21 protein-coding genes and 1 tRNA gene are annotated in these 22,471 nt (G+C 58.1%); 14 read left to right on the top strand and 8 right to left on the bottom strand.

Translation table 11 applies throughout. The annotated features are described in order from the left end of the window. Positions 1–68 precede the first annotated feature (68 nt). From COL8621_RS03615 to COL8621_RS03605, 3 genes are all read right to left on the bottom strand, one after another. Complete coding sequence (locus tag COL8621_RS03615) at positions 69–1,865, bottom strand: ABC transporter transmembrane domain-containing protein (RefSeq protein WP_093965948.1); 1,797 nt, start codon at positions 1,863–1,865, stop codon at positions 69–71. Positions 1,866–1,950: 85 nt separating this feature from the next. After that, positions 1,951–2,024: transfer RNA gene (locus COL8621_RS03610), tRNA-Gly, on the bottom strand. Positions 2,025–2,205: 181 nt separating this feature from the next. Continuing rightward, the gene (locus COL8621_RS03605; protein ID WP_093965947.1) at positions 2,206–3,780 is read right to left on the bottom strand and encodes a bifunctional metallophosphatase/5'-nucleotidase; all 1,575 of its coding nucleotides are present in this window, start codon (positions 3,778–3,780) and stop codon (positions 2,206–2,208) included. A gap of 354 nt (positions 3,781–4,134) precedes the next feature. Here COL8621_RS03605 and COL8621_RS03600 point away from each other — a divergent pair, with 354 nt between their 5' ends. The 3 genes from COL8621_RS03600 to arsC are packed head-to-tail and all read left to right on the top strand — an operon-like array spanning position 4,135 to position 5,869. Next, positions 4,135–4,473 carry a DUF952 domain-containing protein gene (locus COL8621_RS03600; RefSeq protein ID WP_093965946.1) on the top strand — a complete coding sequence of 113 codons (339 nt, stop codon included), beginning with the start codon at positions 4,135–4,137 and terminating at the stop codon, positions 4,471–4,473. Beyond that, positions 4,470–5,528, top strand: coding sequence for a quinone-dependent dihydroorotate dehydrogenase (locus COL8621_RS03595; protein ID WP_093965945.1), 1,059 nt, complete (start codon positions 4,470–4,472; stop codon positions 5,526–5,528). The genes COL8621_RS03600 and COL8621_RS03595 overlap by 4 nt, the downstream gene beginning before the upstream one ends. Continuing rightward, the gene (gene arsC / locus COL8621_RS03590) at positions 5,519–5,869 is read left to right on the top strand and encodes an arsenate reductase (glutaredoxin) (protein ID WP_093965944.1); all 351 of its coding nucleotides are present in this window, start codon (positions 5,519–5,521) and stop codon (positions 5,867–5,869) included. The genes COL8621_RS03595 and arsC overlap by 10 nt, the downstream gene beginning before the upstream one ends. On the opposite strand, the gene COL8621_RS03585 is transcribed toward arsC, so the two are convergent. The 3 genes from COL8621_RS03585 to COL8621_RS03575 are packed head-to-tail and all read right to left on the bottom strand — an operon-like array spanning position 5,866 to position 8,118. After that, the gene (locus tag COL8621_RS03585; RefSeq protein ID WP_093965943.1) at positions 5,866–7,182 is read right to left on the bottom strand and encodes an MATE family efflux transporter; all 1,317 of its coding nucleotides are present in this window, start codon (positions 7,180–7,182) and stop codon (positions 5,866–5,868) included. The two genes, arsC and COL8621_RS03585, sit on opposite strands and share 4 nt — an antisense overlap. After that, positions 7,175–7,684 carry a PaaI family thioesterase gene (locus COL8621_RS03580; protein ID WP_093965942.1) on the bottom strand — a complete coding sequence of 170 codons (510 nt, stop codon included), beginning with the start codon at positions 7,682–7,684 and terminating at the stop codon, positions 7,175–7,177. Before COL8621_RS03580 ends, COL8621_RS03585 begins: the two co-directional genes overlap by 8 nt. After that, entirely contained in the window at positions 7,681–8,118 is a 438-nt protein-coding gene (locus tag COL8621_RS03575; RefSeq protein WP_093965941.1) for a PaaI family thioesterase, read from the bottom strand. Before COL8621_RS03575 ends, COL8621_RS03580 begins: the two co-directional genes overlap by 4 nt. A gap of 109 nt (positions 8,119–8,227) precedes the next feature. Between COL8621_RS03575 and COL8621_RS03570 the strand changes: the two genes are divergently transcribed. Both COL8621_RS03570 and COL8621_RS03565 read left to right on the top strand, forming a co-directional pair. After that, positions 8,228–9,376 carry a putative manganese transporter gene (locus COL8621_RS03570; protein ID WP_093965940.1) on the top strand — a complete coding sequence of 383 codons (1,149 nt, stop codon included), beginning with the start codon at positions 8,228–8,230 and terminating at the stop codon, positions 9,374–9,376. Between the two features lie 64 nt (positions 9,377–9,440). Beyond that, positions 9,441–9,809 carry a MerR family transcriptional regulator gene (locus COL8621_RS03565; protein ID WP_093965939.1) on the top strand — a complete coding sequence of 123 codons (369 nt, stop codon included), beginning with the start codon at positions 9,441–9,443 and terminating at the stop codon, positions 9,807–9,809. 8 nt (positions 9,810–9,817) lie between these two features. Here the strand turns inward: COL8621_RS03565 and COL8621_RS03560 are convergent, their stop codons facing one another. Then, positions 9,818–10,855, bottom strand: a complete 1,038-nt coding sequence (locus tag COL8621_RS03560; protein WP_093965938.1) for an SGNH/GDSL hydrolase family protein — start codon at positions 10,853–10,855, stop codon at positions 9,818–9,820. Positions 10,856–11,146: 291 nt separating this feature from the next. On the opposite strand from COL8621_RS03560, the gene COL8621_RS03555 reads away from it, so the two are divergent. The 7 genes from COL8621_RS03555 (at position 11,147) to COL8621_RS03525 (ending at position 18,917) form a co-directional block, all read left to right on the top strand. Then, positions 11,147–11,545: a MerR family transcriptional regulator gene (locus COL8621_RS03555; RefSeq protein ID WP_093965937.1), complete on the top strand. Its 399-nt coding sequence runs from the start codon at positions 11,147–11,149 to the stop codon at positions 11,543–11,545. Positions 11,546–11,563: 18 nt separating this feature from the next. Then, positions 11,564–13,342 (top strand): acyl-CoA dehydrogenase C-terminal domain-containing protein, encoded by a 1,779-nt coding sequence (locus COL8621_RS03550; RefSeq protein WP_093965936.1) that lies wholly within the window; start codon positions 11,564–11,566, stop codon positions 13,340–13,342. A 99-nt stretch (positions 13,343–13,441) separates the two neighbouring features. Next, entirely contained in the window at positions 13,442–13,654 is a 213-nt protein-coding gene (locus COL8621_RS03545; protein ID WP_093965935.1) for a hypothetical protein, read from the top strand. 28 nt (positions 13,655–13,682) lie between these two features. After that, a complete protein-coding gene (locus COL8621_RS03540) occupies positions 13,683–14,822 on the top strand; it encodes an acyl-CoA dehydrogenase family protein (RefSeq protein ID WP_093965934.1) in 1,140 nt (379 codons plus the stop codon). 13 nt (positions 14,823–14,835) lie between these two features. Continuing rightward, complete coding sequence (locus tag COL8621_RS03535) at positions 14,836–15,474, top strand: glutathione S-transferase family protein (protein ID WP_093965933.1); 639 nt, start codon at positions 14,836–14,838, stop codon at positions 15,472–15,474. A 14-nt stretch (positions 15,475–15,488) separates the two neighbouring features. Beyond that, positions 15,489–16,700 (top strand): acetyl-CoA C-acetyltransferase, encoded by a 1,212-nt coding sequence (locus tag COL8621_RS03530; RefSeq protein WP_093965932.1) that lies wholly within the window; start codon positions 15,489–15,491, stop codon positions 16,698–16,700. Between the two features lie 12 nt (positions 16,701–16,712). Next, positions 16,713–18,917: a 3-hydroxyacyl-CoA dehydrogenase NAD-binding domain-containing protein gene (locus tag COL8621_RS03525; RefSeq protein ID WP_093965931.1), complete on the top strand. Its 2,205-nt coding sequence runs from the start codon at positions 16,713–16,715 to the stop codon at positions 18,915–18,917. A gap of 44 nt (positions 18,918–18,961) precedes the next feature. On the opposite strand, the gene COL8621_RS03520 is transcribed toward COL8621_RS03525, so the two are convergent. Further along, on the bottom strand, positions 18,962–19,603 hold the full coding sequence (locus COL8621_RS03520; protein ID WP_093965930.1) for a sulfotransferase family 2 domain-containing protein: 642 nt from the start codon (positions 19,601–19,603) through the stop codon (positions 18,962–18,964). Between the two features lie 111 nt (positions 19,604–19,714). Here COL8621_RS03520 and COL8621_RS03515 point away from each other — a divergent pair, with 111 nt between their 5' ends. Beyond that, positions 19,715–21,352, top strand: a complete 1,638-nt coding sequence (locus tag COL8621_RS03515; protein WP_093965929.1) for an AMP-binding protein — start codon at positions 19,715–19,717, stop codon at positions 21,350–21,352. A gap of 92 nt (positions 21,353–21,444) precedes the next feature. Then, the gene (locus tag COL8621_RS03510) at positions 21,445–22,461 is read left to right on the top strand and encodes a hypothetical protein (RefSeq protein WP_093965928.1); all 1,017 of its coding nucleotides are present in this window, start codon (positions 21,445–21,447) and stop codon (positions 22,459–22,461) included. Positions 22,462–22,471: the final 10 nt, after the last annotated feature.

Genomic DNA, 22,471 nt, shown 5'->3' with positions numbered 1-22,471 from the left:
TTCCTCCGAATAAAATATCAGTGCGTACCGGAGGTTAGCCCTATGTCAAACGGTCCGTTAGGGGGAATTCACGCCGCTTCTTCCACCCCAGCGGTGAATTGCAAACGCGCAAGCCGTGCGTAAAGGCCGCCTTCGGCGACCAGCGCATCATGCGTGCCTTCTGCAACGATGCGACCATCTTCAAATACGATGATCCGATCGGCCTTTTTCACGGTCGCCAAACGGTGCGCCACGATGATTGTGGTGCGGTTTGCCGACATCTCGTCCACGGCCCCCTGAACCGCGCGCTCACTTTCAGCGTCAAGCGCCGATGTCGCCTCGTCCAGCAACAGAACCGGCGCATCGCGCAGAATCGCACGCGCAATCGCGATACGCTGCTTCTGCCCGCCAGACAGCATCACGCCACGCTCACCAACATAACTGTCGTACCCATCCGGCAGTTTGACCAAGAATTCATGCGCGGCGGCGGCAATTGCGGCCTCTTCGACCTCTGCATCTGTGGCACCGGGGCGGCCAAAACGAATGTTTTCACGCGCCGTGTCGGCAAAGATCACCGGGTCTTGCGGCACAAGCGCCACGTGCTGGCGGAAATCAGAGCGTAGGACGCTGTCCAACCGCACACCGTCCAGCGTGATGCTGCCGGACTGCGGGTCATAGAACCGCAAAAGCAGTTGGATGATTGTCGACTTGCCAGCACCCGAAGGGCCGACCAACGCAATGGTTTCGCCCGCTTCGATGCTTAGGTTGATATCTTCCAACGCCGATTGGTCAGGCCGTGTGGGATAATGGAACGTCACCCCTTCAAAGTTGATCGCGCCCGCGACAGGCGCTGGCAGGGACTGAGGCTGATCTGGGTCACGGACGCTGTCCTCGGCGTTCAGCAGTTCGACCAAACGCTCTGTCGCGCCAGCGGCGCGTTGCAGTTCGCCCCAGATTTCCGACAGCGCGCCAACGGCCCCTGCGACCATCACCGAATAGATCACAAACTGTACCAGTTCGCCCACGCTCATCAGGTCAGCGCGAACATCGCGGGCGCCGATCCACAGCACGCCCACAACCCCGGAAAAGACCAAGGCAATCACAATAACCGTCATCACCGCGCGCGTACCGATCCGTTTTTTGGCCGAGGTATAGGCGCGCTCTGTCACGGTGCCGAAACTGTCACGGCTTTGCGTCTCGTGCGTGAAGGCCTGGACGGTTTGAACTGAAAGCAGGGCTTCGGACGCGGACCCAGACGACGCGGCGATCCAATCCTGGTTCTCGCGCGAAAGCGCACGCAGACGGCGCCCCAACACGATGATCGGCACAACGACCGCCGGCACCAGCAGCAAAACCAGCCCGCTTAACTTGGCCGAGGTCAGCAGCATAAGGACCATACCGCCAAAGAAGATCAGCACATTACGCAGCGCCACAGAAACGGACGATCCGATGACCGAAAGGATCAGCGTGGTGTCGGTGGTAATCCGGCTAAGCACTTCGCCAGTCATGACTTTTTCGTAGAACGCGGGGCTCATCCCGATCATGCGGTTGAACACGGCCTTGCGAATGTCTGCCACCACCCGTTCGCCCAGTCGCGTCACAAGGTAATATCTAAGCCCCGTGCCAACCGCCAAAAGCGCAGCAATGCCCAGCGCGGCCATAAAATAGCTATCAAGAAGTTCGGCGTTTTCGGTTTCGAACCCATCCACCACGCGGCGCACCGCCAGCGGCAGAACAAGCGACACACAGGCCGTAAGGACCAGCGCCATACCGGAAAGGACGACAAGCAGACGATAAGGAAAAACGAACGGCGCCAATCCGCGCAGGGCACCCACACGTTTGGACTTTTCGCGTTCTTCAACAGATTGGCTGTTTCGTCCTGCCATGTCAGCGCTCCCCACCATTTTGGCCCGTCATAGAACCTTGGGCGCGTTGGAACAAGGAACAGTTCGTCGCTGTCTGAGGAAGGACTGGAGCGGGTAGCGGGAATCGAACCCGCGCCTTAACCTTGGAAGGGTCTTATGATACCATTTCACCATACCCGCGCAGTGAAGATGACCTAAGCCATGCCCCGCGGAGCGTCAAGTGGGGCTGTCCGGCGTAGCACGCAAAATTTCTGCTGTGCGTTTGAACGCTGGCTTGATCATAGCACCCTGAGTTTTGGCCCATGGCTTAACGAAAACAGGCCGGGCGAAACACCCGGCCTGTCATCATATTACGCTGCCATTACTGGCTGATACGACCGTCGGTGTACGGTGTATAAGGGCCATCAGCGGCCAGAAATTCTGCCGTCACGTCGGCAAGGTCCGGACCGAAGTCATAGACATTTGTCGCGTCGGTCGAGAACATCTTGTAACCGTCGCCACCGTTACGAACATAGTTGTTGGTCACAACGCCGTAAGTTTTGGCAGGGTCGATTGCGACAAAGCTGTCGCCTTCCATCACCATAACCTCTTTCACGCGGGAACCGGGTTCAGCATCGGCAGTCCATGTGAATTTGATACCGGCAACCTGTGGGAAACGGCCTGCGCCCTCTTCCACTTGGCTAACGCCGTTTTCAAGCGCGTCGATGATGGTTTGGCCAGTTGTCTGGAACGTGGAAAGCGTGTTCTGGAACGGAAGCACGGTCAGCACCTCGCCCATCGTCACCTCACCCGCGTCGATGGAGGCCCGAAGGCCACCACCGTTTTGGATGGCAACCTGAATACCCTGATCCTTTACGCGGGCCAGCATCGCGTCTGCCACAAGGTTACCCATTGGGCATTCCTGCGCGCGGCAAACAGAACGGTCGCCTTCGATGGCTTCGGCAGTTTCGGCAACAACCTTCTGGCGGATTTCTTCCAGCGGCGCGGCCAGTTCACTGATCCGCGAAACGGTGCCTTCATCTTCGGTCACGGCGGCGTCCATGATGATCGGCTCGCCCACGGCTTCGGTGATCACGCCTTCGTCGTTGAAGGTCACGTTCAGCTCGCCCAAGAACTTACCATAGGCATAGGCCGAAACGATGGCTGTATCGCCAACCATTGTCGGGTACGGCCCTTCCGCGCGGTCCGAGGTGTTGGACAGCAAGGTATTCGTGTGGCCACCAACGATAACGTCAACGCCCGTGGTGTTCGCCGCAACTGCCTGATCGACAGCATAGCCAGAGTGGGACAGGACGATGATCTTGTTCACGCCTTCGGCAGTCAGCTTGTCGACTTCGCCTTGAACGGCTTCGGCCGGATCGGTGAAGACGATGTTCTTACCGGGGCTGGCCAGTTCGTCCGTGTTTTGTGGTGTCAGACCAATCAGGCCCAGCTTTTCACCACCACGTTCGATGATTGTCGATTTCATCAGGCTATCAGCCAACAGCGGCTCGCCCGATACATCGGCGTTGGACATCAGGATCGGGAAATTGATCGTGTCCATGAAGCCCTTCAGAACTTCGGGGCCATCGTCGAATTCGTGGTTACCGACGGTCATGCCATCGTAACCCATCTTGTTCATCATCTCGGCCGCGACCTTACCTTTGTAATAGGTATAGAACAGCGTGCCTTGGAACTGATCGCCACCATCCACAAGGATGGAGTTGTTGGTGCGCGCGCGTGCCTCTTCGATCGCGGTGACCAGACGGGCCGAACCGCCAAAGCATTTGCCTTCTGTGTTGTCCTCTGCCGAACACCCGCTGTCATATTTTGAGATCGGCTCAAAACGCGCGTGGAAATCGTTCGTGTGCAGAATGGTAAGCGAATAATCGGCTGCGGCGGTGCCCGCGGAAAGTGCAAGCGCGGCAGCAGTAGTTGAAAGGAAGCGAATGGACATGGAAGTCTCCCATTGAATTATTGGAATAGATTGACGCGCGTTCGCGAGGGAGTCAAAGGGCGTTTCCGCTCTCCGTACGTCAACCAACGTGGCTGGGGATCGCCATAAAACGCAAAGCGCAAAAATTTATGACAATCAGCCGGTTAGTTGATTATTTCTAGCGCACCGTTGCTGCTGAACCGCCAATATGGCACAGCTTTGTCGCACCTCTGCGGCTGCGGGACTGGCGCATATGCGCCGACAAACGCCCGTTTCGCCCCAACCAACAGGTGCATGCTGCGCGTGCAAGAATGATCGCATTTCTGACCAATCATCAGGATTGACCCAGCGCAGTTTGCAAGGCATCACCGCGCCATGCTGATATTCAAAATACTCCGCCGTCCCGAATGGGAAACGTTCCGCACCAGTGGCAGCACCCAAGGTGCGCCTGTGGATTTGGCTGATGGCTACATCCACTTTTCTACTGCGAAACAGGTGACCGAAACCGCTGCGAAACATTTCGCAGACGAAAGTGACCTTGTGCTTGTGGCATTTGAGTCTGACAAAATGGGCGCCGATTTGAAATGGGAACCGTCGCGCGGCGGCGCGTTGTTCCCCCACCTCTATCGCGAACTGCGGATGGATGAGGTGATTTGGGATAAATCCCTGCCCCTTGGTGCCACCGGCCATATTTTCCCGGAGGGCGTGGTTTGAGCGCATTTGAACGGCTGGGGCTCTCGCTGCTTCATCGCTGCGACCCTGAACGCGCGCACGCGCTTTCCATCACCGCGTTGAAAAGCGGGCTGGTTCCGCTGCCCGGCGTCAAAACCTCTGATCGCTTGGCGACGACAGTTGCCGGTCTGAAACTGCCTAACCCGGTCGGGTTGGCCGCTGGGTATGACAAAAACGCCGAAGTCCTTGCGCCATTGTCGCGCGCGGGTTTTGGCTTTGTCGAAGTTGGCGCGGCGACCCCGCGCGCCCAACCCGGTAACCCGCGCCCACGACTGTTTCGCCTGACCGAAGATCGCGCCGTCATCAACCGGTTCGGCTTTAACAACCAAGGGATGGAGGCAATCGGCACCCGCCTTGCCAATCGCCCCCGAAACGCGGTTATCGGCCTGAACCTTGGCGCAAACAAAGACAGCGAAGATCGTGCTGGCGACTTTTCCAAAGTGCTTGCCCATTGCGGCGCGCATTTGGATTTTGCCACCGTCAATGTATCATCGCCCAACACCGAAAAGCTGCGCGACCTTCAGGGGAAAGCCGCGCTTACGGCCTTGTTGACCGGCGTCATGGAAACACGCGCTGCACTTGCCAAACCCATTCCGGTTTTCCTGAAAATCGCCCCGGACCTGATCGACGCCGAACTGGCCGAGATTGCCGAAGTGGCGACCACCACCGGCGTGGATGCGATTATTGCGACAAACACCACCCTATCGCGCGACGGGCTGAAAAGTGCGGACGCCGGGGAAATGGGCGGCATGTCCGGCGCACCGTTGTTTGAAAAATCGACCCGTGTTCTGGCGCGACTTTCCCAACTTACCGACGGGAAACTGCCGCTGATCGGGGTTGGCGGTATCTCGTCGGCTGAACAGGCCTATGCCAAGATCCGCGCGGGGGCCTCTGCCGTGCAGCTGTATTCGGCGATGGTATACGAAGGCATGTCCCTGATCCCACGGATCGTTGACGGGCTGGAAAGCTTGCTGGAACGTGATGAATTCGCCAACGTGGCCGACGCAGTTGGCTCCGGACGGGAGGAATGGTTGTGAGCATTACAATCTGGCACAACCCGCGCTGTTCAAAATCGCGCGAAACACTGGCGCTTTTGCAGGACCGCGGCGATCAGCCCGCGGTTCGCAAGTATCTGGATGATACCCCCAGCATCGAAGAGCTTCGCCTGACGCGCGACACGCTTGGCCTGCGCGCGATCGAAATGATGCGCATCAAGGAAAAGCGGTTCGGCGAACTTGGCCTGACAAAAGACGATGACGACGAAACGCTGCTGGCGGCAATGGCCCAAAACCCGGTGCTGATCGAACGCCCCATCGTCTTTGCCAACGGCAAGGCCGCAATTGGGCGCCCGCCCGAGCGGGTTTTGGATATTCTTTAATCCACCGAAGCCTCAAGCGCTGGATAACGTGCCCCAAGGGTAAGCCCGCGCGCGGCAAATGAAATCAACAGCGCCAGCCAAAGGCCATGATTTCCGTAAAGCGGCATAAGCACGGCCAGCGCAACACCGTAAACCACGAATGAAATCGCCATCATGTTGCGCATATCGGCCGTGCGCGTTGCACCGATAAATATCCCGTCAAACATCCAAGCGGCAAGGCCGATCAACGGCGCAAAGGTCATATAGATCAGGTATTGCCGCGCCTCTGCCCGCACCTCGGGTGCGGTGGTCATGATGTCGATGATCTGCCCGCCGAAAACTGCGAACGCACCGGCCAACGCGATAACGCAGATCAGCCCCCAAAAACTTGTCAGCAACGCGCCGCGCCGCAAAGCATCCCGCGCTTTCGCGCCCAGCGCTTGGCCCACCAATGCCTCTGCCGCAAAGGCAAAACCATCAAGCGCATGGGCGGTGATTGCTAGGAACTGTAAAAGGATTTGATTTGCCGCCAAAGGCACATCGCCAAAATCCGCGCCAAAGAACAGGAACGAGATAAAGATCGCCTGAAGCAAAAGTGACCGGATCAGGATATCGGAATTCACCCGCGCCATATGCTTTAGCCGCGCCCTGTCGAAGACGCGGGGCCAGTCTTTCCACCCAGCCCCTGCAAACGCATCGCGGCACAGCCAAAGTCCAAGCGCCGCCCCAGACCATTCGGCAAGGAACGTCGCAGTCGCCACGCCTTCGACACCCCAGTCCAGGCCAAGCACGAACCAAAGATCCAGCAGGATATTCACGCCGTTCATCCAAAGCTGCATGACCAAAACCGCCCGCGTGCGTTCCAGCGCAATCAGCCAGCCGGTGATCCCGTAAATCGCAATCGCCGCTGGGGCCGACCAGACGCGGATGCCCATATAGCTGCGCGCCATCCCCTCGACCTCGGCGCTGGCGGGGGAAAGTTGGAAGGCGGCCCAAAACAGCGGAATTTGCAGCAGGATCATCGCCAGCCCAGCGCCAACCCCGACCATCAACGCCCGCGACAGCATTGCGTCAACTTCGCCGCGGTTCCCAGCGCCATGCGCCTGCGAGGTTAGCCCCGTCGTGCCCATCCGCAGAAACCCGAATATCCAATAGATCCCGGTGATAATAATCGCGCCGATGCCGACGGCACCAATCGGCGCGGCCAGCCCCATCTGGCCCACCACCCCGGTATCAACCGCCCCCAAGATCGGCACCGTCGCATTCGACAGCACGATAGGCAGAGCGATGGTCAGAACGCGGCGGTGCGTCAGCGCGGCGGCCGTGTCAGCCATCGCGTTGAGGCATAAGGAAATGACCCGTGGCCTGCGCAAACAACCGTCCGCGATTGTCCTGCCACCCTTCGACATGCACAGAGGCATACCGGCGGCCAGAACGGTTCACACGCGCCCGCGCATATGCATCACGCGGCAGACCCGACCGCAGATAATCAACGGTGAAATCGATCGTCTTGGGCAGGTTAGGCATGTGGTCTTCGTCAAGGGATTGCGGATCAAGCGCGCCGCTTTCCATCTGTTCCCACACCATTGCCCACGACAGGCCAATGATTGCGGTCACCTCCAGAAACGCCGCCGTTGCACCACCGTGAAGGGCAGGCAGCATCGGGTTGCCGATCAGCTTTTCGTCAAAGGGCAAGATGGCGGTCAGTTCATCGCCGCGCCGGTCAAACTCGATCCCCAAAAAGCGGATGTAGGGAACACCGTGAACCAGCGACGCAAGAACAGCGTCACGGCGTTGTTTGACCACTTGAACGGGCTCTGGCCGGGGGCGGTTCATTTCGCGGCTCCTTCAAGGCGTTCCACGGTGAATGTCCCCGTTGCCGTTGCAACCGGGCGATCCGCATCTTCATCCATTGCGGTTGCACGCACAAACGCGACCGAACGCGTCACGTGATAGCATTCTGCCCGCGCTTTGATCCGCTGGCCCGGCGTCGCTGGGCGCATATAGTCGATGCGCAGATCGATCGTTGCTGTGCCCGCAGGGGCCGCTGGGTGCGTTACCACCGCTGCCCCACCGCAGGTATCCAACAGCGCCGACACCGCGCCGCCATGAATAACGCCAGTCCGCGGATCGCCGATCAATTTTTCATCATAGGGCATGGAAATCTCGGCGATACCGGGCTCCATAAGGTCCAGTTGCATTCCTAACGCGCGTGAATGCGGAATAGCTTCGATAAACTGCCTGGCAATCTTCAGCTTGTCGTCGTTCATCGGCGTCCCCTGTTGATTTCTTTTGTTATTGGTCCTTGCCAAGCCAGCATCAAGTGCTAAGTTCTGAAATTGAGAGTAATTCGCAAAAGCAAGTTTATCGGAGCATTAAATGCCCACCGACACGCCAGCACAGATTAGACCTACGCCGGCCGCCATCCCCGACAGGCTTGGCCCGTTCCGTGTGCGCCGGTTGCTTATCGCGCTGGTCTGCATCGGCTTGGCCCTTGCCCCGGGACGGCTGGGCGAAGTCACGCGCGGCCTATTGGTTGATGCCTATACGCAGGTGTCGGTTTTTGTGGCTGTCACCTTTTTGCTGTTTTACGGGGCTGAACGGTTGTTCCGTTTCGACATGGCCGAAACGCTAAAGAACGCTAAAGGTTGGCAAGTTCCCATCGCGGCGCTTTTGGGGTCGACCCCCGGATGTGGCGGCGCGGTGATTGTGGTTGCTGCCTATAGCTCTGGCCACGTCGGGTTGGGCGCCATGGTGGCAACATTGACAGCAACCATGGGCGATGCCGCGTTCCTGCTGATCGCAACCCGGCCAGACGCCGCGATGGTTGTCTTACCGCTTTCCTTGGTCGCAGGTATTCTAAGTGGCTGGGTCGTTGACCATTTCAACAAGATCGAAATTAAGCCCTCCAACCCGCTGTGTGACATTGTGCCCACCGTGGGCCGAACGCGGGTGCGTGATTGGATCTATGTTGCCTTCGTTGTGCCCGGGCTGATCGTCGGCGGTGCACAGCTTGTCCAGATTGAGATCACGAACGTTTTGGGCGTTCCCGTCCTTTTCATCGCTTTGGCAGGCGTGCTGACCGGATTGATGATCTGGTCCACGTCCAACGTAAAAGCGATGACCAACCCATCCGACACCCCAATCACACGCGCCGCCGAAGAAACCAGCTTTATCACCATTTGGGTGATCGCCGCCTATCTGGCCTACGACTATGCTGCGGAATTTGCCGGGCTTGATCTGGAACTGTGGTTCCAGGCCGTGGCCCCTATCCTGCCGCTGATCGCGATTCTGGTCGGGTTCGTGCCGGGGTGCGGCCCTCAAGTGCTTGTCGCAACGTTATATATCAACGGCGCGATCCCGTTCTCGGCGCTGATTGGTAATGCAATCGCGAACGATGGCGATGCGTTGTTCCCCGCCATCGCCCTTAATCCCAAGGCCGCGATGGTTGCGACCATCTATTCTGCGGTGCCTGCGCTGATCGTCGCCTATGGGTTCTATTTTCTAGCGCCGGGGTTCCTGAACTGATTTGCACCTTGCCCCGTAAGTCATTACCGTTGTCAGGCCTAAGCTAGCAAAGAGGTGAAGAGCGGTGTCAGAACAACACCTGACCTTCAAAGAAATGTGCGCGAAATTCGATGTGACACCGCGCACATTGCGGTACTACGAATATATTGAGCTTCTCAATCCGATTAAGGATGGGCGCACCCGGTTTTACACGTCTCGGGAAGTGGCCCGGATGACCCTTATTTTGCGGGGGCGTCGATTCGGCTTTAGCCTTGAAGAAATCCGCCAATGGCTTCTGTTGTATGAAGAAGAAGGCACCGAAGCGCAGAACTCTGCGTGGGTAGAGATGGCATCGCGAAAGCTGGATGATCTGAAGGCGCAACGCGTTGAGCTGGATGCAACCATTGATGATCTGACCCAGCTGCGCGACCGCGTCGAAGGTGGGTCCAAATAGTCGACCGTTTAATCCGCGTGGTGCTTTAGAACCGCATAGGCGATGCGCGACTGGCTTTGGCCCAATTGGTGTGGCTCAAGGTTGCCGCGAAAATACATGTCCGCTTTCAAATTGGCCGGGCTATCGCACCAATCCACTTTGATCTTGTCACCTGTCCCAATCCTAAGCCCCTCTGCCAACAGATTTCTGGGGCGAACTATCAATAGCCCCGGCTTTGGCCAGTAGCCGAAGCAATGGCAGGCCGAAAATGACAGCGATTGCGCGCCCACTGAAATCGTAAAAGCCCCCCCTTCCGACCCCGCGACGACGACCAAGGCGTCCACCTCGGCCGCGCCTGAGGGGCTAAGGGGCGTTGATGCAAAGGGCGGTTTCCAAGTCGCCAGATTTGCCACGCTATTCTCAAATCGTGCGCTTTGCTGCGTTGGGCCGAATTCGCTGACCACCTCGAACCGGCATTTGGCATCATCGCTCATCGGACTTGTCTTGGCGGGATGGCCAAGGCCACTTTCGACAGCTTCAATCGCAAGATCACCGATGAAATCGGTAACCGGGCTGTCGGCATTGAAGTGCAACGGATCCATAAAGAAATGTCGCGGCAGGTCGGCTTCGCCCGTTTCACCAAAATAGGCGGCACGCAGGTCGATCCATGGAAGGCTGTAATGTTCAAGAAGCGCCAGAATGCGGCGCTTGTATTCCGCCTGTTCGACGTCCACCAATTTGTTATAGCTGTCGATGATCAACGGAATAAAACGCGCACCGGTTTCTGCACACAAACGGATCATCTGTTCGACGTAACCGATCAGCGCAAAATCGGAATAATGCCCTTCTGACATGCACATAGCGTCATTCGTCGAATTGGCCCAAACCACCGCATCGCCCGGCCCCAACTGCGCATCGCGCATGACACGGATGAAGGCCATATGCGAGTTTGTTGCCCCCAGCGCCAGATTGCGCACCGCGTATTTACGCACGATCCGTGCTGCAAATTTATCGGACCAACCGCCCGGCTTGGCAGTGTTCGAACCGCCCGTAATGTAAATTGTCATAAACTCTCCCGATGCACCTCCGTAGCACACAAAAACGAAAGCTGACGATTTTGCACGAAAGTTCCCCCCGAGAAATCTTGGTTTTTCCACAAAATCAACGCGATTCTTCATTGGAATCGAAGTTGGCCTAATGATCCTGCCAACCAAAACGGTAAAGGAGACGTTCTGACATTACGTCAGACAAAAAATGACGCCACGTTTCATTTACGTGCGCGTCAACATTACTTGTAAATGAAACCTGATACACGCATCTGACCCGCTCGGCCGCATGTATTTGACGTAGAGGTAACTATGACCGAGAGCACAATGACGATCCGGCAAATGTGCGACATGTACGAAGTGACGCCACGCACATTGCGTTTTTACGAATCCAAGGAACTTTTGTTCCCTATCCGCGAAGGGCAGAAACGGCTTTTCACAAAGCGCGACCGGGCGCGTCTTACGCTGATCCTGCGCGGCAAGCGCTTCGGCTTCAGCTTGGAAGAAATTCGTCAACTGCTGGAACTGTACACAATCGGTGACCAACAAGAGACACAGCTTCGCCGCACGCACGAAGTCGCCTGCGCGCGACTGGCTGACATGGAAAGTCAGCGCGCCGAACTGGACGAAGCAATTGCAGACCTAAAAGAACAACTCGGCTGGGTGGAAAACCGCCTTGACGAGTATGGGCGGCAAGCCGCCGCCGAATAACGATCATGGGAGAATAAGATGCCAGCATACACAGCGCCTACCAAGGATATGCAGTTCCTTCTGCATGACCTGCTGAACGTGTCCAAAAGCGACATCGAAGGCTACGACGAACTCGAAGCAGATTTCACATCTGCCGTTTTGGAAGAAGCTGGCAAGCTGGCCTCTGATGTGTTGGCCCCATTGAACGTAGTGGGCGATACTGAAGGCTGTGTTCTGGAAAACGGCGTCGTGCGCACGCCGACCGGATTTAAAGAAGCCTTCGAAAAGATCAAAGAAGGCGGCTGGACCGCGCTGGACTGTGACCCCGAATACGGCGGTCAGGGCATGCCTTATGTGCTTGCAACTGCGGTTGGCGAAATCTTCGTTTCGGCCAACATGGCGTTCAACATGTATCAGGGCCTGACCCACGGCGCTTATTCCGCGATCCACGCTCACGGTTCCGCCGAACAGAAGGCGAAGTTCCTTCCCAAGATGGTGACCTGTGAATGGACAGGCACCATGAACCTGACCGAACCGCATTGCGGCACCGACTTGGGCCTGATGCGCACCAAGGCAGAGCCACAGGACGACGGTTCGTACAAGGTAACTGGCCAGAAGATCTTTATCTCGGCTGGCGATCACGACATGGCGGAAAACATCATCCACCTTGTTCTGGCGAAAATTCCAGGCGGCCCCGAAGGCATCAAAGGCGTCAGCCTGTTCATCGTGCCTAAGTTCATCGTGAATGATGACGGCTCTCTGGGTGATCGTAACGGCGTTTCTGTCGGCAAGATCGAAGAAAAGATGGGCATCCACGGCAACTCCACCTGCGTGATGGATTATGACGGCGCGACCGGTTACCTGATCGGCGACATGCACAAAGGCATGCGCGCGATGTTCACCATGATGAACGAAGCCCGCCTTGGCGTTGGGCTTCAGGGTTACGCACAGGCCGAAGCCGCGTATCAGAACGCTGTGATCTATGCGAACGACCGCCTTCAGGGCCGCGACGTGACAGGCGCGAAAAACCCCGATGGCCCGGCTGACCCGCTGATCGTTCACCCTGATATCCGCCGCAACCTGATGGACCAGAAGTCGTTCGTCGAAGGCGCGCGCGCGTTCACGTTCTGGGGTGCCTCGTTGATCGACAAGGCGCACAAAAGTGGCGACAAAGATGCCGAAGGCCTGATCTCTTTGATGACCCCGGTCATCAAGGGTTTCCAGACCGACAAGGGCTTTGAAATGGCCACGCAGGCGCAGCAGGTTTACGGCGGCCACGGCTATATCGAAGAATGGGGTATGTCCCAGTTCGCTCGTGATGCGCGTATCGCCATGATCTACGAAGGTGCCAACGGCGTTCAGGCGCTGGACCTTGTGGGCCGTAAGCTGGCGCAGGATGGCGGCAAGCACGTGATGGCGTTCTTTGAAATGGTGAAAAACTTCATCAAAGAAAACGATGGCAACGAAGCACTGAAGGCTGATTTCCTTGAGCCACTGAAGAAAGCGTCGAAAGATCTTCAGGCCGCTGGCATGTACTTCATGCAAAATGGTATGAAGAACCCGAACAACGCTTTGTCCGGCTCTTACGACTTCATGCACATGTTCGGCCATGTTTGCCTTGGCCTGATGTGGGCGCAAATGGCGAAAGCTTCGATGGAGGCTCTTGAAGGCGGCGCTTCGGATGTAGAATTCTACAACACGAAGATCGCGACTGGCCGCTATTACATGGCCCGCCAACTGCCTGCTACGTCGATGCACCTTGCGCGTATCGAAAGCGGTGCAGACACCGTAATGGCACTGGACGCGGCGAACTTCTGATCGCCCACCCGTTGGGGCTGGGTGTAATGCAAAGGGTCGAAGCCACTGTTTTGGTGGCTTCGCCATCTGCCCGCTCTGCCCCACTAAACGGAGGTTACATTGCCAAAACGCCTACGCCTGACACGCCGCTTTCCGATTGCCATGACAGAAGACGGATACCGCAGGCTGAAACGCTTTTCGCGTGAAGCCGGTCTGGATGAAGGCGAAGCGCTTTCATTTCTGTTCGAACATTTCGAAAGCGTGACGGATCAGGACAATCTTTCGCACCGGCTTAGAATTTTCAATTCAGAGCTGGAAGCGCGAAAACGCTAACCAAGCGACACATTCAAGGGAGGGGATGATGAGCGCGAACTGGATGACGGACGAGCACAAAATGCTCGCTGAAATGACGCAGAAGTTCATCAACGACGAATGGCGCCCGCATTTCGACCGCTGGCGCAAACAGGGAGAGATGGACCGCAGCACATGGGCGCAAGCCGGTGAACTGGGCCTACTTTGCCCTTCTATCCCCGAAGAATACGGCGGTGTCGGCGGTGATTTCGGGCACGAGGCGGTAATCCTGACCGAAGCGTCGCGGGCCAATCTGGCCAGCTGGGGCCACGGCATCCATTCCGGCATCGTTGGCCATTACATTCTGGCCTATGGCACCGAGGAACAGAAACAGCGCTGGTTGCCCAAGATGGTTAGCGGCGAACTTGTCGGCGCGCTTGCGATGACTGAACCGTCGGGCGGGTCCGATGTTCAGGGCATCCGCACCAAGGCCCTGCGCGAAGGCAACAGCTATCGCCTGTCAGGCCAAAAGACGTTCATCACCAACGGCCAGCACGCGAACCTTATCGTCGTTGCGGCCAAGACCGACCCCAATGAACGGGCCAAGGGCATCTCTTTGGTTGTGGTCGAAACGGATGGGGCCGAAGGGTTCAGCCGCGGCCGCAACCTTGAAAAAATCGGCTGCCACGCTGCCGACACATCCGAACTGTTCTTCGACAATGTCGAAATTCCGCCGGAAAACATTCTTGGCGGGGATGAAGGCAAGGGCTTTGCCCAGATGATGATGCAGCTTCCGCAGGAACGCCTGATCATCGGCTGTGGCGCCGTGGGTGCCATGGAAGGCGCGGTCGAACGCACCATCCAATACTGCAAAGAACGCGAGGCATTCGGCGGGCCCCTGACCCAGTTCCAGAACACCCGTTTCAAGCTGGCCGAATGCAAAACCAAAACCGCCGTCGCCCGCGCGTTTCTGGATGAATGCATCGCCGAACATCTGCGCGGTGAACTGTCCGTCGAAAAGGCCGCCATGTCCAAATACTGGCTGACCGACACGCAAGGCGAAGTGTTGGATGAATGTCTGCAACTGCACGGCGGTTACGGCTTCATGCAGGAATACGACGTGGCGGAAATGTGGACGGATGCCCGGGTGCAGCGCATCTATGGTGGCACCAATGAGATCATGAAAGAGCTGATCGCAAGATCGCTGTGACTGGGGAGACACCATGACGATCAAACTTTATTGCTTCGGCGAAAGCGGGAACGCCTATAAGGCCGCGCTGACGCTGCAATTGGCCGAGGTCGATTGGGAACCCGTTTTCGTTGATTTCTTCAACGGCGAGGCACGCACACCAGCGTTTCAGGAACTGAACCCGATGGGTGAAGTTCCCGTAATGGTGGACGGCGACGTCACGCTCAGCCAGTCGGGCGTGATCCAAGATTACATCTCGTCCAAGACCGGAAAGTTCGGCGGGCGCAGCGCGGCGGAACGGCGCGAGGTTCTGCGCTGGCTGTTCTGGGACAATCACAAGATGTCCAGCCAAGCAGGCACCACGCGGTTCATGATGAACTTCCTACCGGAAGACAAACGTTCGGCTGATGTCATTGCCTTCTTGCAGGGCCGCCTGCGCGCCGCGCTAAAGGTGTTGGAGGCTGAGCTGGCCGACAAAGATTGGCTGGTGGGTGACGCGCCCACGATCGCCGACTTCGCCTGCTGTGGGTACCTGTATTACCCCGAACCCTTCGGCTTTGACCGCAAGGATTACCCGAATATCGACGCCTGGCTGGACCGCATCGCCGCCCTGCCCGGCTGGAAACCCCCATATGACCTGATGCCCGGTTCCCCCGCGGACCGAAATACTTAAGAAGAGAGGCAAACATGACCGAAGCCTATATTTATGACGCCGTGCGCACACCGCGCGGCAAGGGCCGCAAAGACGGCTCTTTGCACGAAGTCACCTCGCTGCGCCTGTCTGCGCAGGTTCTGGACGCCCTGAAAGAGCGTAACAACCTTGAAGGCCACGCTGTTGAGGATGTGATCTGGGGCAACGTTACTCAGGTTGGCGAACAGGGCGGCTGCCTTGCGCGTTCAGCTGTTTTGGCATCCAACCTTGATGAATCTATCCCCGGTCTTGCGATCAACCGTTTCTGTGCATCCGGCATGGAAGCTGTGAACCTTGCCGCGAACCAAGTTAAGGGCGGCGCAGGCGAAGCATACATCGCGGGCGGCGTTGAAATGATGGGCCGCGTGGCCATGGGCAGCGACGGCGCGGCAATTGCCGTTGACCCCTCGCTTGCGCTAAAAACATACTTCGTGCCTCAGGGTATTTCCGCTGACATCATCGCAACCGAATACGGGTTCACCCGTGACGATGCCGATGCGCTGGCCGTGGAATCCCAGAACCGCGCCGAAGCCGCATGGAAAGACAACCGTTTCGCCAAGTCGGTGATCACCGTGCGTGACGTGAACGGCCTACCGATTCTGGACCACGATGAATACATGCGCCCCGGCACCGACATGCAGGCGCTTGGCAGCCTGAAAGCGTCGTTCAAAGATATGGGCGAAAGCATGCCCGGCTTTGATAAGATCGCCCTGATGAAATACCCGCACCTAGAGCGGATCAACCACATCCACCACGCTGGCAACAGCTCTGGCATCGTGGATGGTTCGGCTGGTGTTCTGATCGGCAGCAAAGAGTTCGGTGAGAAATACGGCCTGAAGCCACGCGCGCGCATCCGTGCGACCGCTAAAATCGGTACCGACCCGACCATCATGCTGACCGGCCCGGTTCCGGTGACCGAAAAGATCCTTGCAGATCACGGCATGGCGATTTCCGATATCGACCTGTTCGAAGTGAACGAAGCCTTCGCATCCGTTGTGCTGCGTTTCATGCAGGCGTTCAACGTGGACCACGACAAGGTCAACGTAAACGGCGGCTCCATCGCGATGGGTCACCCGCTGGGCGCCACCGGCGCGATCATCATCGGCACCCTTCTGGACGAGCTGGAGCGCAGCGACAAAGAGGTCGGCCTTGCCACCCTCTGTATCGCATCCGGCATGGGTGCGGCCACGATCATCGAACGCGTGTAAGGAGCAAAAACAATGGCTGAATTTCACTATTCCGTAGACGCGGACGGCGTTGCCATCATCACGTGGGACGTGCCCGGCAAAAGCATGAACGTCATGTCGTTCGAAGCATTGCAGGAACTTGACGCCAGCATCGACAAAGCGCTGGCCGACGACGCCGTAAAAGGCGCTATCATCACCTCGGGCAAGAAAGACTTTGCCGGCGGGATGGACCTGAACGTGCTGGCCGAAATGAAGGAAAGCGCGGGCGACAACCCTGCCAAGGGTCTGTTCGACGGCATCATGAGCATGCATGCCCTGCTGCGCAAAATCGAACGCGCTGGCATGGACGCCAAGACCAACAAAGGCGGCAAGCCGATCGCGGCCGCCCTGCCCGGCACGGCGGCTGGCATCGGGCTTGAAGTTCCTTTGGCCTGTCACCGCATCTTTGTTGCTGACAATCCGAAGGCCAAGATCGGCCTACCGGAAATCATGGTCGGCATCTTCCCCGGCGCAGGCGGCACCACCCGTCTTGTGCGCAAGCTGGGCGCAATGGGCGCGGCCCCCTTCCTGTTGGAAGGCAAGATGCAGGACCCCAAGAAGATGAAGGCCGCTGGCGTCATCGACGAAGTTGTTCCGGCTGACGAACTGATGTCGGCTGCGAAGGAATGGGTTCTGAACGCCAAGGATGCTGACATCCTGAAACCATGGGATGCCAAGGGTTACAAAATGCCCGGCGGCGCGCCCTACCACCCTGCAGGGTTCATGACCTTCGTTGGCGCATCGGCGATGGTGCACGGCAAGACCCAAGGCGTTTACCCAGCGGCCAAGGCCCTGCTTTCAGCTGTATACGAAGGCTCTCTGGTGCCATTCGACGCTGCGCTGAAGATCGAGGCGCGCTGGTTCACCAACGTTCTGATGAACCCGTCTTCCTCGGCCATGATCCGTTCGCTGTTCCTGAACAAAGAAGCACTGGAAAAAGGCGCAGTGCGCCCCGCCGGTGTACCGGATCAGAAGGTCAGCAAGGTTGGCGTTCTGGGCGCGGGCATGATGGGTGCTGGCATTTCGCTGGTATCGGCGCTTGCCGGGATCGAAGTCGTGCTGATCGACCAGAAACAGGAAGCGGCGGATAAGGGTAAATCCTATACCGCTGACTACATGGACAAGGGCATCAAACGCGGCAAAGCGACGGCTGAAAAGAAAGAAGCCGTCCTTGGTCTGATCACCGCCACCACTGATTACGCCGCGCTGGAAGGCTGCGACCTGATCGTTGAGGCCGTGTTCGAAGACCCAGCCATCAAAGCCGAAGTCACCGCCAAGGTCGAAGCTGTCGTGGGCGAAGATTGCATCTTTGCCACCAACACCTCGACCCTGCCGATCAGCGAACTGGCGAAGGCCTCGAAGCGGCCCGAGCAGTACATCGGCATCCACTTCTTCAGCCCCGTAGACAAGATGATGCTGGTGGAAATCATCAAGGGTAAGGAAACCGGCGACCGTGCCACCGCCAAGGCGCTGGATTACGTCCGTCAGATCCGCAAGACCCCGATCGTGGTGAACGATGCGCGCTTCTTCTATGCTAACCGCTGCATCATTCCATACATCAACGAAGGCATCCGCATGGTGAAGGAAGGGGTAAACCCCGCCCTCATCGAAAACGCGGCCAAGCTGGTCGGTATGCCATTGGGCCCGCTGCAGCTGGTTGATGAAACCTCGATCGATCTGGGTGTTAAGATCGCCAAGGCAACCAAAGCTGCCATGGGCGACGAATACCCCGATGATGCGGTGGATGAGGTTCTGTTCTGGATGTTCGAAGAAGGCCGCCTTGGCCGCAAGTCGAACTCGGGCTTCTATGGCTATGATGAAAAGGGCAAGCGTACCGGCCTTTGGGAAGGTCTGGCCGCGAAATACCCGGCAGCCGCTGAACAGCCTGACGTGACCGAAGTTCAGCACCGCCTGCTGTTCGCACAAGTCCTAGAGGCGGTTCGCGCACTGGAAGATGGCGTTCTGATGGATATCCGTGAAGGTGACGTTGGCGCGATCCTTGGCTGGGGCTTTGCGCCTTGGTCCGGTGGCCCGCTTAGCTGGCTTGATATCATGGGCGCGGGGCGTGCGGTCGAATTGACCGATGCGCTGACAGAAAAGCACGGTGCGCGTTTCACGACACCTGCGCTTCTGCGTGACATGGCCGCGAAGGGTGAAACTTTCTATGGCCGCTTCGATCCAGAAGCCAAAGCAGCCTAACAATACCTCACGGCGCGGTTTAACCGCCGCGCCGTGATCCCCGGTCAGAACGAATAGCCGAACCGTTCGATATCTTCGGCACACAGCTTGGCCAACATCCCAGCATCATCATCGGAATAATAACCGTGATACCCATCGCGGTCAGACGCGTTTTCGTGCGGGATATCCAGCGTGAAACCCAAATGCGCCTCTAGCGGCGCGATGTCATCGGCCAGATGCTCTAGCCGGATAAAGGCGCCGCACTGCTCCTGCCCCTTTTGGTCCAACATATAGCTGCCGAATGTTTCGGTGCGAAAGCTGGCTTGGGTGTGCGGGTGGTTCAGAAATGCACTGAAGTCATGCGCCTTTGCCAGTCTCACCGCCGGGTGCTCAAACCCCTGCCCGCGCAGCCAGTGGTAATAGCTGACCATCCTATCCCACGGGTTCCGAACAAGCGTGAAGGTAAAGTAATCCGCCACCTGTTCCTGCGCCACCAAGCCGTAAATGTCGCTTAGGCGCGAATGCTTCCACAGGCGCCCGCTGACCTGCACATCCTTCAACCGATGCCGCCGTTTCACGGCCTTCGGGGTGTCACCAATCAGGATGTCATCAGCCTTGGCCCGCGCCTCCAGCGCCAAAGCCATGGACGTGCCCCCCGTCTTGGGGATGTGAACAAAAATATAGCGCCGCCCGTGCGAGATGATCATAGCGCGACACTAGCGCGTCAAGCCTGCACAGGGAAAGATGCGTTTCGCACCTTTTCATTCACCCGAACGCCCGCCAATATCACAATCGGAGGAGATATTTGGGAGGATATCATGGGCTGGCTGGCTGACGAAACCGGGCTTGAAAAATGCGCGGCGAACCACGTACCGCTGACACCACTGTCACACCTGAACCGCGCGGCAGACATTTTTCCGCAGCGCGAGGCACTGTTGGATCGTTCACGCCGGTTCACCTATGCCCAGATGCACGAACGCGTCACGCGCCTTGCCTCTGCCCTTGCAAAGCTCGGGATCAAGCCCGGCGATGTGGTTTCCAGCCTGCTGCCCAATATCACCGCACAAGTCGAAGCGCATTTCGGCGTGCCGGCCTGTGGCGCCGTGCTGAACGCGATCAACACGCGGCTAGAGGCTGAAACGATCACCTACATCCTGTCGCATAGCGGGGCAAAGATGGTGCTGGTCGATACCGCGCTGATGCCACTTGCCGAAGCTGCGATATCGGCGATGGATGGCAACGACGTCCCCCAGATTATCGAAGTGGCCGACCACGACGCCGGGCTTTACGCCGACGGGCGGCACCCGGAATACGAAGACCTAATTGCCGAAGGCGACCCGAAATTCGACTGGATCATGCCTCAGGACGAATGGGAAAGCATCACGCTGAACTATACCTCGGGCACCACGGGGCAGCCCAAGGGCGTGGTTTACCATCATCGCGGTGCCTACCTTATCACGATGGGCACGGTGATTTCGTGGCGCATGGTGATGCACCCGCGCCTGTTGACCATCGTGCCGCTGTTCCACTGCAACAGCTGGTGCCACCCGTGGATGATGCCCGCCCTTGGCGGCACGACGATCTGCTGCCGCGATATCACGGCCAAGAACATCTATCACGCGATCTCGGTCGATGGGGCCACGCATTTCGGCGGCGCGCCCATCGTGTTGAACGCCATCGTGAACGCCAAAGAGGATGACCGGATGCCCTTCGATCACACGGTCGAGGTATTCACCGCCGGGGCCCCGCCCCCCGCCGCGACGTTGGCCAAGATCGAACCGCTGGGTTTCAACATCACGCAGGTTTACGGGCTGACCGAAACCTATGGCCCGGCCACCGAATGCACATGGCAAGACGATCTGTGGGGGGGAAGCTCGCAAGACGAACGCGCCGCGATCAAGGCCCGCACCGGCGTCGCCATGCCGATGCTGGAAGAGGCAACCGTGATGGATGAGGCCATGAGCCACATCCCGCGTGACGGCACCACAACGGGCGAAATCATGATGCGCGGCAACACGGTGATGAAAGGGTATTACAAGAACCCCGAAGCCACCGCCGAAAGCTTCAAGGGCGGCTATTTCCATTCGGGCGACGTGGCCTTCCGCCACCCTGATGGCTACATCAAGATCACCGACCGGTCGAAAGACATCATCATCTCGGGCGGCGAAAACGTCTCGTCGGTCGAGGTTGAGGGTGCCCTGATGCACCACCCCGCCGTGGAGCTGTGCGCGGTCGTCGCCAAACCCGACGAAAAATGGGGCGAAGTCCCCTGCGCCTTTGTCGAATTGAAAGACGGTGAAGACACAAGCGAGGCTGATTTGATCAGCTTTTGCCGTGAACACCTTGCCGGGTTCAAAACCCCAAAACGTGTGGTGTTTGCCGAACTTCCCAAGACCTCGACCGGGAAGATCCAGAAATTCGAACTGCGCGTCATCGCAAAGGAACTTCCAGACTGACATATGCAGGTATACCCGCATTGTGACGGTTTGCACTTGCCGCTATCATGCGCTTGAAAATGCAGAAGTAACCGAGCAGGACCAAGCCGCAAATGACGGCGCTTACAGAATTTGAACGGCTTGAAAGCTCTGGCCTGTGGCGCGAAGGGTCAGAGGCCCAGCGGCGTGATGTGATCGTATCGTTTGGCGATGCCTCGCTTGTTCTTTCGGACCTGCGTGAACGTGTGCTGACGCATTGGTCCCTTGCCGCGGTCACCCGGTTGAACCCCGGCACAACGCCCGCCCTGTTTGGCCCCGGCGCCGATGCCGATGAAACCCTTGAAATCGAAGACGAGGTGATGATCGACGCCATCACCAAAGTCACCTCTGCCATCGAACGCGCGCGTCCTCATCGTGGGCGTTTGCGACTTTACCTTTTGGGTGCTGGGCTGGTTCTGCTTGCTGCGCTCATGGTGTTCTGGATGCCGGGCGCGTTGCGCCAACATACGGCTTCGGTCGTGCCGCCATCGGTCCGCACAGATATTGGACACACCCTTTTGGCTCGCATCGGGCGCGTTTCGGGCCAGCCCTGCCATACGGCGCAGGGTGACCGCGCCCTTGCGCAGCTAAGCACGCGTCTTCTAGGGGCGGGCAAGAATGGCATCGTGGTCTTACCCGCTGGCGTCACGCAAGCGGCCCATCTGCCCGGTGGCCTGACCCTGCTGAACCGCGCGATGGTCGAAGACTATGAAGACGCCGACGTTGCCGCCGGTTTCATTCTGGCCGAGGCCGAGCGCGCCGCGCAACAAGACCCGCTGGACCGTTTGTTGAAAGCCGTCGGCACAGTGCCAACCTTTAAACTTCTGACAACGGGCGCCCTATCGAATGAGGTGCTGAACGATTACGCAGAGTCTTTATTGACTGCCCCCCCGGCAACCCTGTCTGACGAAGTCCTTTTGGCGCGTTTTGAAGCGGCAGGGGTTCCTTCATCCCCTTATGCCTATGCGCTGGACCTGACCGGAGAAACCGTATTGGGCCTGATCGAGGCTGACCCGATGCGGGGCCAAACCCGAAAGCCCGTTTTGGCGGACAGTGATTGGGTCAGGCTTCAGGGGATTTGCGGCGGGTAAGCGCCCGGTT

Source organism: Actibacterium lipolyticum, assembly GCF_900184935.1.
GTDB lineage: Bacteria > Pseudomonadota > Alphaproteobacteria > Rhodobacterales > Rhodobacteraceae > Actibacterium_A > Actibacterium_A lipolyticum.
The sequence above is the reverse complement of the archived record's forward strand: the minus strand, read 5'-3'. Positions and strand labels throughout refer to the sequence as shown.